Source organism: Grimontia sp. THUN1695 (assembly GCF_059704325.2).
The window spans coordinates 221,770-234,495 of sequence record NZ_AP046576.1 but is presented as its reverse complement, the minus strand read 5'-3'; the positions used below and the strand labels follow the sequence as shown (position 1 = coordinate 234,495).

Sequence of the window (12,726 nt, the reverse complement as noted above, 5' to 3'; positions counted from 1 at the left end):
CTGAATTTCCAATATTTCCAACACTATACCACGCTTACAGGAAGGCAGGTAAACAACGGGATTCACTGCACGTTGGCTTTCCCACCTCTGCCATTTGGAGAACGCAATGCGGCTTGATCGTTACGACACCAAAATCCTTCACATTCTGGCCACTCAGGGGCGCATCACCAAGTCACACCTTGCCGACGCAATCAACCTGTCGATCAGCCCATGCTGGGAGCGGGTCAAACGCCTTGAAGAAGCCGGGATCATTGAAGGCTATGGCGCCAAAATCAACCCCGGTATTTTGGCAAAGAAAACGCCGGTACTGGTTGAAGTCACGCTGGGAAAACATGATGCAGAAAGCTTTGGGCGTTTCGAGCACGCCATGCAGGCATGTCCAGAGGTTGTAGACTGCTTTGCAACCGGCGGCGGCGTGGATTACATCCTCCGCGTAATGGCAAAAGACATCGACCAATACCAGCGCCTTGTCGACAGCTGGTTGATGTCAGACCTTGGGATTGAGCGTTACTATACCTACATTGTGACCAAAACCATCAAGCACCAACAGGCAGTGATTGAGATCGACGAAAACCTGATTCGATGATCAAAGATACACGCCGGGGTATTCATCCCTTCCCACGTTTCGCCAGAAAAAACAGACACTCTTAAAGCCAGATTTAAAAAAAACAGCCTTGTTTTGCCTGCCTAACAGAAAACAATTTCGCGGCGGCTGGCATACCTTTTCAGTGGGAGAACGCATTTACTCAACCGGGGAGGTCATATTATGACCGAGCTAAATCTGCTACATGACGGAAAAGCAAGCCATGCCGTGCTGGAACATCTGGATGATGCCTGCCTGTTTCGCCAGCTTGCTTACGTCAACGGGAAATGGGTAACGGGCAAGCAGGACATCGCCGTCACCAACCCTGTCAACGACGACGTCATCGGTTATGTCACCTCGCTGAAAAAAGCACAGGTCGAGACCGCCATCAGCACTGCTGACAAGGCGTTTACCACATGGCGGGCGCTTTCTGCAGAGCAACGTGCGGTGAAGTTGATGGCGTGGCACCGTCTGTTGTTAGAAAACAAAGAAGATCTGGCGCGCTTAATGGTGTTGGAACAAGGTAAAACGCTTGAAGAAGCCCGTGGCGAAATCGGGTACGGCGCGTCATTTGTCAGTTGGTTTGCCGAAGAAGCACGCCGCGCCTATGGTGAAACCATTCCCAGCCACATCGCCAATGCACAACTGGCCACCATTCGTGAACCCATCGGTGTTGCTGCACTTATCACGCCCTGGAACTTTCCCAACGCGATGATCACACGAAAAGCCGCGGCAGCGCTGGCAATTGGCTGTACCGTGGTCGTAAAACCAGCCAATGAAACGCCCTTTTCAGCACTGGCATTGGCCGAACTTGCCGAACGCGCCGATATTCCGCCCGGTGTGTTTAACGTGGTGACCGGTGATGTCCCCATGATCTCTGAAACCCTCTGCGCGTCAGAAAAAGTCAAAGCCCTCTCTTTCACCGGCTCAACCCGCGTCGGCAAAATACTGCTTCGCCAGAGTGCAGACACCGTCAAGAAATGCTCGATGGAGCTCGGCGGCAATGCCCCTTTCATTGTGCTGCCTGATATGGACATTAAAGACGCAGCAAAAGCCGCTATCGATGCCAAATTCCAGACGTCTGGTCAGGATTGCCTTGCCGCGAACCGGATTTTTGTGCCAAGAGATCGTTATAACGCGTTTATCGATGCCTTTGCATCCGGCATGCAGAAACTGCGAGTGGGCAACGGCATGCACAAAAACATCGATATCGGGCCACTGATCAACCGACAGGCCGTCGAAAAGGCGCAAAAACTGGTGGATGATGCGCTGGAAAAAGGCGCAAACCTGATTACAACAAACCGCCAAACACCGCCGGGCAATAACTTCTTCAACCCCGTGCTGCTGACCCATGTCACGCCGGACATGGCCGTTTACCGCGAAGAAAACTTCTGCCCGGTTGCGGGCGTGCTGGCATATGACGATTTGGATCAGGTGATTGCACAGGCTAACGACACCGAATACGGCCTCGCCGCATATATCTATGGTCACGACATTCGCCACATCTGGAAACTGATGCGTGGATTGGAGTTTGGCATGGTGAGTGTCAACAGCGTGAAGATGACAGGTCATCCCATTCCTTTTGGCGGCATGAAGCAATCCGGCCTCGGCCGTGAAGGCAGTCGCCACGGATTCGATGAATACAGCGAAATCAAATACTACTGCCTCGGCGGTTTACCCACAGCCAGCGGCTGCTGACGAAAAAAGGAGTGTGTTATGACTCAGAACATTGATACCAAAGCCCTGCTTGAGACAGACCGCCAGAACGTGTTTCACGCCTCTACCCATCTCAAACAGTATGCCCATGGCGAAATGGCGGGTCGCATCATTACCGATGCCAAAGGTATCCGCATTCGAGATTCCGAGGGTGTTGAGCTGATTGATGGCTTTGCCGGGCTTTATTGCGTCAACATCGGCTATGGACGCGAAGAGATGGCAGAAGCCATCTACGAGCAGGCGAAAAAGCTCGCCTACTACCACACCTATGTCGGCCACACCAATGAAGCCCTGATCACTCTGTCTGAACGGATCCTCAAGATGGCAGAGCAAGGCATGAGCAAAGTCTATTACGGCATGTCCGGCAGCGATGCCAATGAAACCCAGCTCAAACTGGTCTGGTACTACAACAATGTACGCGGTTTGCCGGAGAAAAAGAAAATTATCTCCCGAGACCGTGGCTATCATGGTTCAAGCATCGCTTCCGGCTCATTGACCGGACTGCCCCTCTTCTACGCACACTTTGACCTGCCACTTGAGCGGATTAAACACACCATTGCGCCGTACTACTACCGCCGGGAAGATGATGGCATGACCGAGCGCGAGTTCTCCAGACACTGCGCCGGTGAGCTGGAAAAAATGATCCTCGCCGAAGGCCCGGAAACGGTGGCAGCTATGATTGCCGAGCCTGTTCTTGGGACAGGCGGTATTGTTCCGCCGCCGCAAGGTTACTGGCAGGAAATCCGTAACGTACTGGATAAATACGACATTCTGCTGATATCTGATGAAGTGGTGTGCGGGTTTGGCCGTCTGGGGGCCGATTTCGGGTCCATCATGTACGAGATGAAGCCAGATCTTATTACCGTTGCCAAAGGTCTCACTTCCGCCTATCAACCGTTATCTGGCGTTATGGTCGGCGAAAAAGTATGGAACGTGCTCGAAGACGGGACAGACCAATGGGGGGCATTCGGCCATGGCTATACTTATTCCGGTCACCCGCTCGGCGCGGCATCTGCCCTGTGTAACCTTGACATCATTGAACGGGAAGGCTTGACGGCAAACGCCCGTGACACCGGCGCATACTTCCAGCAGCAGATGAAAGCTGCTTTTGCTGATCACCCTCTTGTCGGTGACAGCCGCGGTATTGGTTTACTTCATGCCCTTGAGTTTTCCAGCAACAGGCACAAACGTGAACATTTCGATCCTAACCTGAAAGTCGGCCCACAAATTGCGACAGCGTGTCTGGAGCAGGGATTAATTGCCCGAGCCATGCCCCACGGTGACATCCTCGGCTTTGCACCACCGTTGATTGTTGACTGCACCGACATCGATGAGATTGTCACTCGTGCCAGAAAAGCCGTCGATAAGGTCACCGATACCCTTGTCAACAGCGGGTGCTGGAAAGCCACATAACGTCCAAAGGCAGGGGCCATGCGTGTCCCTGCCCAACAACTCACACTGTTCCGCAAAAATTTTTCTACCGGAAATGGGCTATTTAGAGACCAAAGCCCACGAGAGTGGTGCCATGAACCCGCACACTTTACCCCTCCTAAAAAATGACGATAGAACGATCCTATTGCACTCATAGAACAAAGCCATTGTCCTTTTTTACCAATCAGGATTATTGTCAATATTAGGAAGCGTAGAGAAACACACATTCTTAAACACGAACTGAAAACACAATCAAGGTGCAAAGCATGGATAACAAAAACGGAAGCGCGGGCAAATGCCCGGTAATGCACGGTGCAATGACATCATCCGGCAATTCTAATGTCACCTGGTGGCCAAATGCACTCAACCTCGACATCCTTCATCAGCACGACACCAAATCCAATCCCCTCGGTGCCGATTTCAACTATCGGGAAGCCCTCAAAACGTTAGACGTTGACGCACTGAAAAATGACCTCAAAGCATTAATGACTGACAGCCAGGATTGGTGGCCAGCAGACTGGGGTCACTATGGCGGCCTGATGATTCGTATGGCTTGGCACTCTGCAGGTTCTTATCGGATTGGTGATGGTCGCGGTGGCGCGAGCACAGGTAACCAGCGCTTTGCTCCCCTCAACTCCTGGCCAGACAATGCCAACCTCGACAAAGCACGCCGCTTGCTTTGGCCAATCAAACAAAAGTATGGCAACAAGATCAGCTGGGCAGATTTGATAATCCTTGCCGGTAACATGGCGTATGAGTCGATGGGTCTTAAAACCTTTGGTTTTGCTTTCGGCCGTGAAGATATCTGGCACCCAGAAAAAGACATTTACTGGGGTTCAGAGCAAGAGTGGCTGGCGCCAAGCGGCGGCGAAAACAGCCGATATGCAAAAGAAGAACGCGATCTGGAAAACCCACTGGCCGCAGTCATGATGGGCCTGATTTACGTAAACCCAGAAGGGGTTGACGGGAATCCGGATCCGCTGAAAACCGCACAGGATATGCGCGTCACTTTCGCCCGCATGGGTATGGACGATGAAGAAACGGTTGCCCTGACCGCAGGCGGTCACACCGTCGGGAAAGCACACGGTAACGGCAAGGCCGAAAATATCGGTCCAGATCCAGAAGGCGCTGATATCTCTGAACAAGGCCTCGGCTGGCAAAACCACACCACCCGTAGCATTGGCCGCGATACCATGACCAGTGGCATTGAAGGCGCATGGACAACCAACCCTATCCAATGGGACAACGGTTTCTTTGACATGCTGCTCAACCACGAATGGCAACTGACCAAGAGCCCAGCGGGTGCATGGCAGTGGGAACCTGTCGACATCAAAGAAGAGAACAAGCCTGTCGACGTTGAAGACCCAAGCATCCGTCACAACCCAATGATGACAGATGCCGACATGGCGTTGAAAATGGACCCGGACTACCTGAAAATTTCCCAGAAATTCTATCAGGATCCTGCGTACTTCTCTGAGGTGTTTGCCCGTGCATGGTTCAAACTGACCCACCGCGACATGGGCCCGAAATCCCGTTACTTTGGCCCGGATGTACCGGCAGAAGACTTGCTATGGCAAGACCCAATCCCAGCGGGACGCACTGACTATGATGTTGACGCAGTAAAAGCGAAAATCGCAGCAAGTGGCCTGTCTGTCAGCGAACTGGTTGCCACCGCATGGGACAGCGCGCGCACATTCCGGGGTTCTGACAAACGTGGCGGCGCAAATGGAGCCCGTATTCGTCTGGCACCGCAAAACACTTGGGAAGGTAACGAGCCGGAGCGACTGGCCAAAGTACTGAATGTACTGGAAGCCATTGCCGAGGAAAGCGGTGTCAGCGTGGCAGATGTTATCGTGCTGGCCGGTAACCTGGGTGTTGAACAGGCAGCGAAAGCAGCGGGCGTTAACATCACCGTACCCTTCGCACCGGGTCGTGGTGATGCAAGCCAGGAACAGACCGATACTGAATCATTTGCGGTACTTGAGCCTGTCGCAGATGGCTTCCGTAACTGGCAGAAGAAGCACTATGCCGTTGCACCAGAAGAAATGTTGCTGGACCGTGCCCAACTGCTGGGCCTGACAGCACCGGAAATGACGGTACTTATCGGCGGACTGCGCGTGCTGGGCACCAACTACGGCGGTTCAAAACATGGTGTGTTCACCGACCGCGTCGGCACCTTGAGCAACGATTTCTTCGTTGGACTCACGGACATGAATTACAGCTGGAAACCAACCGGCCGCAACTCCTACGACATCGTTTCACGCAGCAGCGGTGAAGTGAAATGGACAGCGACCCGTGTGGATTTGGTATTTGGCTCTAACTCTATCCTCCGGGCATATGCCGAAGTCTATGCACAGGACGACAACAAAGAGAAATTTGTGAAAGACTTTGTTGCCGCGTGGACCAAAGTGATGAATGCAGACCGCTTTGATATCGCGTAAGCGTAACGCGCTGTCAGTTAAGCATTAATCCGACTCACAATGCCGCTCATCCGAGCGGCATTTTTGTATGACGAAACATCCAGAGTGACATACGGATAAATTTTTCCATCTAACTCAACAGTGCGTTTCGTTTGCACTGTAAGGTTGTTTGAATTACGGTAAATTACTCCACGTCACCTGCGCTGGTATCCGTTGTGGCCTCAGTGCTAGCCTCTTCGACTTCGACGGCAGAATCTTCGGCTGCAACTTCTTCAGCAACAACCTCCGTATCTGCCAGTTTCTCACCGCACGCATAGGCATTACCAAACATGGTGACTGAGCTCAGGAAACCAAAAGGCTGGTAAAGATACAGTACGTCGGCACCTTTTGCAGCGGCTTTGATGCGCATCTGGTTCAGTGTCCCCCAGACCATATCCTTGTCAGCATGCAGCCAGTAATCATAGAAATGACCTTCAGAGCCAATCACCGTTCCCAGATGTTCGCAACCTTGAATAGCACTCACATCATCCCAGATAACTTTCACTTGTTCTGATTCTTGCGTTGGGAAGGTAACACAACCGGAAAGCAATGCTGCCGTAGCAACACCAAGCATGACTTTTTTCATAAAAATGAATACACAACGTCATCAATGGCACGAAGTTTATCGTTACCCATTGAAAAATAAATAGAAAATACACTAATCTCGCATTGTATCTTTGAGGGAGTTTGATGCCATTACGCTACTTTACGCGCATGATACAGTGCTCAACATTGCCAACCTTAACACTGATGGTTTGGGATAGCTTTTGGTATTCCAGCGCTTCAAGCACATCGTCTGGATACCCTTGGTCGATCATCCAATCCATGGGCTCTCGAAACGTGTCTTCCGAGACAACGAAAGAATCGTTCAGCAGCTGGTTGTCGCGGACACTGACAATCCACACCCTTTCCTGATACTCAGAAAGATCCTTGAGCGTCTCGGAAAGCGACGCATTAACTTTACCCCAAAATGTACTCATCGTATTTAGCCGTCCTTCGAGTAAATCCTTGAAGATTTGAATGGTTAACGTCTGGAAACTAAAAGAATATACAGTACAAACCGAGATTCAAATCTTATTTGAACTGGGGTGAGACGCAACACAAAAATAGTCGGATTTATCAAGGTCGACAGGTCTCAGCAACCTAATAAAGTCCGTGATCTTTCAGCGGCACTTCCAATGCATTACTCTCTCTTTTAGAGGATGCGCCAATCATCTCGTCGTAAGCGCTTTCCTGTCGAAGCACGGCCTCTTTTGCTTTGAGGTTCTTACAGTATTTTTGGATGTCGATAAGGGAGTGAGAGCGAAGGAAATTGCCATCATCGTGACATACGAAATATTCGTCACCCTCAATAATCACGGAAGCCTGATACAGGCACAAATCCAGTGAATGGATGATCAGTTTATCGATAGCAACGCATTTTTCGAGCTTGGTAAGGGATATTTTCATCGTGATCTCCTGCTGTCACCAGAAATCTACGGCAAGCCCTTCTTGATGGTTCAAAAAAGCCGCTTCGAAAAGCGGCTTATGCGAGAAAGGATGTGTGGCTTACATTGCGTTACGGAAGATCTCGCAGATTTCTTCGTGTGTTGCCTGTTTCGGGTTGGTGAAACCACATGCATCTTTCAATGCGTTATCCGCCAGAACAGGAATATCGTCCACTTTTACTCCCAATACTTCAAGGCCTGCTGGAATACCCACATCTTTTGACAGTGCCTGGATCGCATTGATTGCGGCATCAGCACCCTGTTCAGGTGTTAAGCCCTCAACGTCTACACCCATCGCTTTCGCTACATCACGCAAGCGGCTTGGGCAGACTTGGGCGTTATAACGCTGAACGTGTGGCAACAACACGGCATTACATACACCGTGTGGCAGGTCATAGAAGCCACCCAGTTGGTGCGCCATTGCATGCACGTAGCCCAGCGATGCGTTGTTAAAAGCCATACCCGCCATAAACTGTGCATACGCCATTTGCTCTCGTGCCACCAAATTCTGGCCATCATTCACGACTGTGCGAAGGTTAGCCTGGATCAACTCTATCGCTTTAATCGCAACCGCATCGGTAATCGGCGTAGCGGCGGTTGACACATAGGCTTCAACCGCATGGGTCAAGGCATCCATACCTGTTGCCGCAGTCAACGACGCCGGTTTTGCCAGCATCAGTTCAGGGTCGTTGACTGAAATCAGTGGTGTGGTGTTCTTGTCCACGATTGCCATTTTAATATGGCGCGCTTCGTCGGTGATAATACAGAAGCGGGTCATTTCAGACGCTGTGCCCGCCGTAGTGTTAATCGCAATCAGTGGAAGCTGCGCTTTGGCTGATTGGTCCACACCTTCATAATCCGAAATCTCGCCGCCGTTAGTTGCCACCAGCGCGATACCTTTTGCACAATCGTGAGGCGAACCGCCACCCAGGGAAATAACGAAATCGCAGTCATTTTCCTTCAGGATCGCCAAGCCTGCTTCAACGTTTCCAATGGTTGGATTGGGCTGGGTACCGTCGAATACCACGGTTTTTACATCACGCTCTGCCAGCAAGGACGCCACTTTCTCTACAACGCCAATTTCGTTCAGTACCTTATCGGTCACAATCAGGCCGTGTTTAAAGCCATGGGACTTAATGGCGTCGGCAGCATCGACAAGGCAACCTGCGCCCATCAGGTTTACAGTAGGGATAAAAAATGCGCTTGTCATGGCGATTCTCCTGGGTGTCTGTTTTTTCACTGTAGAATACACGGCGATGGTGTAACCCGTTTTTTTCGTGCCCAGTTTTTGTAACATCTTAACCGCGCGCATAACTTTGACCTGGTTCAAATTCACGAACCAATACTGACATAAATGCATAAGACTTTGACACAGATCTTAAGTCGTATATCGCAAAGATTATGAAACAACCAAATATTTTTCTTTATAACTTCGAGTTACCACAAAATCGTCTGCCAGAATGAGACGTTCGGATCGACAAAAAACTTTGTATATTAAACCGGACTAAAAAGGATTGTGTGGGGAGGGTGTTAGATATATTCGTCAACGTCCGCTTTGCCACGACGGTCTGCACTAACCCGCCGGTCGTACCCTTGGTATTTGCAGCGATTCCTGCGCCTGTTTCTTCTCGATCGCCTGTCTATCACATAGACACCATCAATCAATGTGGTGTCTGCTACAAACGTCTTCTCTTCCTGTTTTCCATCATATGGCCAAATCTTCATGCTAGGTCGCTCTGCTTCACCAGTCTCACCAAAGAAAACTGTCTTCTTCATTTAATTGTTAAACAGACCGTATAAAACTCAACCATGGTTCATAAATACTTTGTTTTTTCTTAAACAAGAGCGTTGATCTCAAAATTTAAACACCACCTGAAAATGCAGGGTTCAGCGAGTTTATATACATGTAATAGCGAAAATAGCGACATGAAGAAACTGTCCACTTCCTCTTTAACGAGACAGCACATCCCACAAATTGCCGCCTTAGTTAAGCTATCTATTGGCCATTGAGTGCGACAACCGAGCCACGTTCCACCACAGTGGGTTCCAATTCAACAATCTGGGGGGCGCGGGCGCTGTCGCTAATCCGCTGAACCAATGCATACACTGCCGCTTTGCCAAGACGGTATTTCGGCTGGTGTACCGTGGTGAGCGAAGGTGTCATGTATTTTGCCAAGTGTATGTCATCATACCCCATCACAGAAAGATCGCCCGGAACGGAAATCCCCTGTTCACTGGCCGCATTAATCAGCCCCATAGCCATCATGTCATTCCCGGCAAAAATGGCGGACGGCAACTTACCACTGCGTTTGAACGCCGCCAGTGCCTGATAGCCACTTTCACATTCAAAATCGCCTTCCACTACCCACTTGGGATTGATATCGAGCACGGCTTCTTTCATCGCACGCTTAAATCCCTGATACCGCATTTGAGCCTGATACCTTGCCAATGGCCCGGTGATGCAGCCAATCTCCCGGTGCCCCTGCTGGATAAGGTATTTCGTCGCAAGGTAGCCACCGCGCAGAGAGTTATCCTGAATTTTGTCACAGGGCAAGGAAATCGGTCCCCAGTCCATCACTACCACTGGCACGGTGTTGAGCTTTTCGAGAATCTCCGAATACTCCCCTTCCAGCGTGGCGCACATCAGGATAAAGCCATCAACCCGCTTTTGCATCAGGGTATCAATCGAAGCCTTCATGCGCTGGGCATCGCCTTCAGTGTTGCAAAGGATGAGGTTATACCCGGCGTGATAGCAACTTCGCTCTACCCCTTTAACCACTTCGCCGAAAAACGGATTGGTGGAGGTGGTCACTATCATGCCGAGGGTGTTGGTGCGGTTGGTTTTGAAACTGCGCGCCAGAGCGGAAGGCGCAGTGTAATTGAGCGCTTTCGCGGCTCTATTTACGCGCTCTGCAATTTCATCACTGACAAAGCGCGTTTTGTTGATGACATGGCTAACGGTCGAGGTGGAAACACCGGCTAACTTCGCGATGTCTTTCATTGTTGCCATATCATCTCCTTATCAGGCGTGGCTTTTCAGGAAGGCATCCACTTCTTCGCGGGTCGGGATCGACGTCTGCGCGCCAAAGCGGGTGACAGAAATTGCTGCCGCGGCGTGGGCAAACTTAATCGCTGATTCTAAAGGCATGGATTCCATTAAACCAGTGACGAATGCGCCGTTGAAAGTATCACCTGCTGCGGTGGTGTCTGTTGCTTCAACACGGAATCCGGGCACAATGTGTCCCTCGCCATTCTGGCTGACATACACACCTTTTGCACCCAGGGTGATCATCACGGTGTCAATGCCTTTGCCATGCAGCACATCTGCAGCCGCTTTCGCTGACGCATCATCGTCTACTTTCACGCCGGTCAGCACCTCAGCTTCGGTTTCGTTTGGCGTGATAATGTCGATACAGGCCAGCAGGCTTTCAGGCAACTCACGCGCCGGAGCCGGGTTAAGAATCACTTTGGTGTCATGCTCTTTCGCTACCTGTGCCGCGCGTTCGATGCCATCAATCGGCGTTTCTAACTGCATCAGCAGGTATTCCGCCTGGCGGATTCGTTCCAGCTCAGGTTCAACCGCTTCAGCCGTCAGTTTGGCGTTCGCCTCCGCTGAGATGCAAATGCTGTTTTCACCGCTATCAGAGACCTGAATCATGGCAATACCTGTTGGGCAATCCGCCTGCATTTTTACGCCGCCAATATTGATGCCATCGCATTTGAAGCTTTCGCGGATATTTACACCAAATGGGTCATCGCCCACACAGGCAATAAAACCAATATCCGCTTTCAAGCGTGCAGCAGCCACAGCCTGGTTTGCCCCTTTACCACCAGGGATAACCTGATAATTGTGACCATGCAGGGTTTCACCCGGACGGGGAAAAGAAGGCACCTGCAATACATGGTCCGCGTTAACGCTTCCTAAAACCACTAACTTATTCATCGCGCTATCCTCAGACAAGTTACCAGCCAAAACATTGAACAATTGCTGGCACTTAAAACCGTGTTGTTGATTATAAAAACTCAGTGATTTGGTTTCTTTATCAAGACGCCAAAGCACTGGGCTTTTGCATTGATGATGTGCTCCCTCCCCCTATTCCAGAGGGAGGGACTGGGGATTTACTGAGTAACCACTTTCAGTGGAACAGGAATGGACTTCTCAACCTGCTCACCTTTCAGCACTTTGTCTGCCGTTTCCACACCAATGGCACCAATGAGTTCAGGCTGCTGTGCAATCGTTGCTGCCAGTTTGCCACGTTTTACGGCTGCGATACCGTCGTCGGTGCCATCAAAGCCAACAATCATCACGTCTTTGCCTGACGCCTGAACCGCACGCAGCGCGCCCAGTGCCATCTCATCATTCTGCGCGAATACTGCCTGAACATCCGGGTTGGCCGCCAGCATGTTTTCCATCACGTTCAGACCTTTGGTGCGGTCGAAGTCTGCAGGCTGGCTCGCCAAGAGTTCCATTGAACCCCCGTTTACCACGTTCATGAAGCCTTCGCCACGCTCACGGGCTGCTGACGTACCGGCAATACCTTCCAGTTGGATAACCTTTGCCTTCTCGCCCACTTTCTCCATGATGAACTTACCAGCCATTTCGCCGCCTGCCACGTTGTCAGACGCAATGTGGCTTACCACGTCACCACGCTGCGCACCGCGGTCCAGCGTCAGAACTGGGATCTCGCTGCGGTTTGCAATACGGATGGCGTTGGAAACCGCTGCAGAATCCGTTGGGTTAATCAAAATCGCCTTCACACCGCGAACGGTCAAATCTTCCACGTTCGAGAGCTCTTTGCTCGGGTCGTTTTGTGAATCCAGCACAATCAGGTCGTAACCCAGTTCCTTGGCTTTGTTTTCTGCGCCTTCTTTCATGGTAACGAAGAAGGGATTATTCAGGGTTGATACTACAATCGCCAGGGTGTCCTGCGCCTGTGCAGCCACAGAAACGGTTGAAGAAAGCAGTGCCGCTGAGATAAGCATGGATAGTTTTTTCATGGTTTGGGTCCTTTTGTTTTTGGCTGCGCCGATGGCGGTAACACCGGCGCGT

12 protein-coding genes are annotated in these 12,726 nt (G+C 51.0%); 4 read left to right on the top strand and 8 right to left on the bottom strand.

Going from position 1 to position 12,726, the window contains the following annotated elements:
- The first annotated feature begins 106 nt into the window (after window positions 1-106).
- The 4 genes from AC6IB1_RS01130 to katG all read left to right on the top strand — a co-directional run bounded on the left by AC6IB1_RS01130 (window position 107) and on the right by katG (window position 6,171).
- Window positions 107-586, top strand: coding sequence for an Lrp/AsnC family transcriptional regulator (locus AC6IB1_RS01130; RefSeq protein WP_497566557.1), 480 nt, complete (start codon window positions 107-109; stop codon window positions 584-586).
- Window positions 587-766: 180 nt separating this feature from the next.
- Window positions 767-2,281 carry an NAD-dependent succinate-semialdehyde dehydrogenase gene (locus AC6IB1_RS01125; RefSeq protein ID WP_497566556.1) on the top strand — a complete coding sequence of 505 codons (1,515 nt, stop codon included), beginning with the start codon at window positions 767-769 and terminating at the stop codon, window positions 2,279-2,281.
- 18 nt (window positions 2,282-2,299) lie between these two features.
- Window positions 2,300-3,712 carry an aspartate aminotransferase family protein gene (locus AC6IB1_RS01120; RefSeq protein WP_497566555.1) on the top strand — a complete coding sequence of 471 codons (1,413 nt, stop codon included), beginning with the start codon at window positions 2,300-2,302 and terminating at the stop codon, window positions 3,710-3,712.
- Window positions 3,713-3,996: 284 nt separating this feature from the next.
- Window positions 3,997-6,171 (top strand): catalase/peroxidase HPI, encoded by a 2,175-nt coding sequence (katG, locus tag AC6IB1_RS01115; RefSeq protein ID WP_497566554.1) that lies wholly within the window; start codon window positions 3,997-3,999, stop codon window positions 6,169-6,171.
- A 163-nt stretch (window positions 6,172-6,334) separates the two neighbouring features.
- Here the strand turns inward: katG and AC6IB1_RS01110 are convergent, their stop codons facing one another.
- The 8 genes from AC6IB1_RS01110 to rbsB form a co-directional block, all read right to left on the bottom strand.
- Window positions 6,335-6,775: a DUF4156 domain-containing protein gene (locus tag AC6IB1_RS01110; protein WP_497566553.1), complete on the bottom strand. Its 441-nt coding sequence runs from the start codon at window positions 6,773-6,775 to the stop codon at window positions 6,335-6,337.
- A gap of 115 nt (window positions 6,776-6,890) precedes the next feature.
- Window positions 6,891-7,169 (bottom strand): hypothetical protein, encoded by a 279-nt coding sequence (locus AC6IB1_RS01105; protein ID WP_497566552.1) that lies wholly within the window; start codon window positions 7,167-7,169, stop codon window positions 6,891-6,893.
- A 163-nt stretch (window positions 7,170-7,332) separates the two neighbouring features.
- Window positions 7,333-7,638, bottom strand: coding sequence for a DUF6482 family protein (locus AC6IB1_RS01100; protein WP_497566551.1), 306 nt, complete (start codon window positions 7,636-7,638; stop codon window positions 7,333-7,335).
- 99 nt (window positions 7,639-7,737) lie between these two features.
- On the bottom strand, window positions 7,738-8,886 hold the full coding sequence (yiaY, locus tag AC6IB1_RS01095) for an L-threonine dehydrogenase (protein ID WP_497566550.1): 1,149 nt from the start codon (window positions 8,884-8,886) through the stop codon (window positions 7,738-7,740).
- A 320-nt stretch (window positions 8,887-9,206) separates the two neighbouring features.
- Window positions 9,207-9,452: a hypothetical protein gene (locus AC6IB1_RS01090; protein ID WP_497566549.1), complete on the bottom strand. Its 246-nt coding sequence runs from the start codon at window positions 9,450-9,452 to the stop codon at window positions 9,207-9,209.
- 220 nt (window positions 9,453-9,672) lie between these two features.
- Complete coding sequence (locus AC6IB1_RS01085) at window positions 9,673-10,686, bottom strand: substrate-binding domain-containing protein (RefSeq protein WP_497566548.1); 1,014 nt, start codon at window positions 10,684-10,686, stop codon at window positions 9,673-9,675.
- A 12-nt stretch (window positions 10,687-10,698) separates the two neighbouring features.
- Window positions 10,699-11,619 (bottom strand): ribokinase, encoded by a 921-nt coding sequence (gene rbsK / locus AC6IB1_RS01080; protein ID WP_497566547.1) that lies wholly within the window; start codon window positions 11,617-11,619, stop codon window positions 10,699-10,701.
- Window positions 11,620-11,795: 176 nt separating this feature from the next.
- On the bottom strand, window positions 11,796-12,674 hold the full coding sequence (gene rbsB / locus AC6IB1_RS01075; protein WP_497566546.1) for a ribose ABC transporter substrate-binding protein RbsB: 879 nt from the start codon (window positions 12,672-12,674) through the stop codon (window positions 11,796-11,798).
- Window positions 12,675-12,726 lie beyond the last annotated feature (52 nt).

Coding starts and splice junctions, on each gene's coding strand:
- AC6IB1_RS01105 (WP_497566552.1), bottom strand. CDS start 7,169: ATGAGTACATTTTGGGGTAAAGTTAATGCGTCGCTTTCCGAGACGCTC.
- katG (WP_497566554.1), top strand. CDS start 3,997: ATGGATAACAAAAACGGAAGCGCGGGCAAATGCCCGGTAATGCACGGT.
- yiaY (WP_497566550.1), bottom strand. CDS start 8,886: ATGACAAGCGCATTTTTTATCCCTACTGTAAACCTGATGGGCGCAGGT.
- AC6IB1_RS01125 (WP_497566556.1), top strand. CDS start 767: ATGACCGAGCTAAATCTGCTACATGACGGAAAAGCAAGCCATGCCGTG.
- AC6IB1_RS01085 (WP_497566548.1), bottom strand. CDS start 10,686: ATGGCAACAATGAAAGACATCGCGAAGTTAGCCGGTGTTTCCACCTCG.
- AC6IB1_RS01120 (WP_497566555.1), top strand. CDS start 2,300: ATGACTCAGAACATTGATACCAAAGCCCTGCTTGAGACAGACCGCCAG.
- rbsK (WP_497566547.1), bottom strand. CDS start 11,619: ATGAATAAGTTAGTGGTTTTAGGAAGCGTTAACGCGGACCATGTATTG.
- AC6IB1_RS01110 (WP_497566553.1), bottom strand. CDS start 6,775: ATGAAAAAAGTCATGCTTGGTGTTGCTACGGCAGCATTGCTTTCCGGT.
- AC6IB1_RS01100 (WP_497566551.1), bottom strand. CDS start 7,638: ATGAAAATATCCCTTACCAAGCTCGAAAAATGCGTTGCTATCGATAAA.
- rbsB (WP_497566546.1), bottom strand. CDS start 12,674: ATGAAAAAACTATCCATGCTTATCTCAGCGGCACTGCTTTCTTCAACC.
- AC6IB1_RS01090 (WP_497566549.1), bottom strand. CDS start 9,452: ATGAAGAAGACAGTTTTCTTTGGTGAGACTGGTGAAGCAGAGCGACCT.
- AC6IB1_RS01130 (WP_497566557.1), top strand. CDS start 107: ATGCGGCTTGATCGTTACGACACCAAAATCCTTCACATTCTGGCCACT.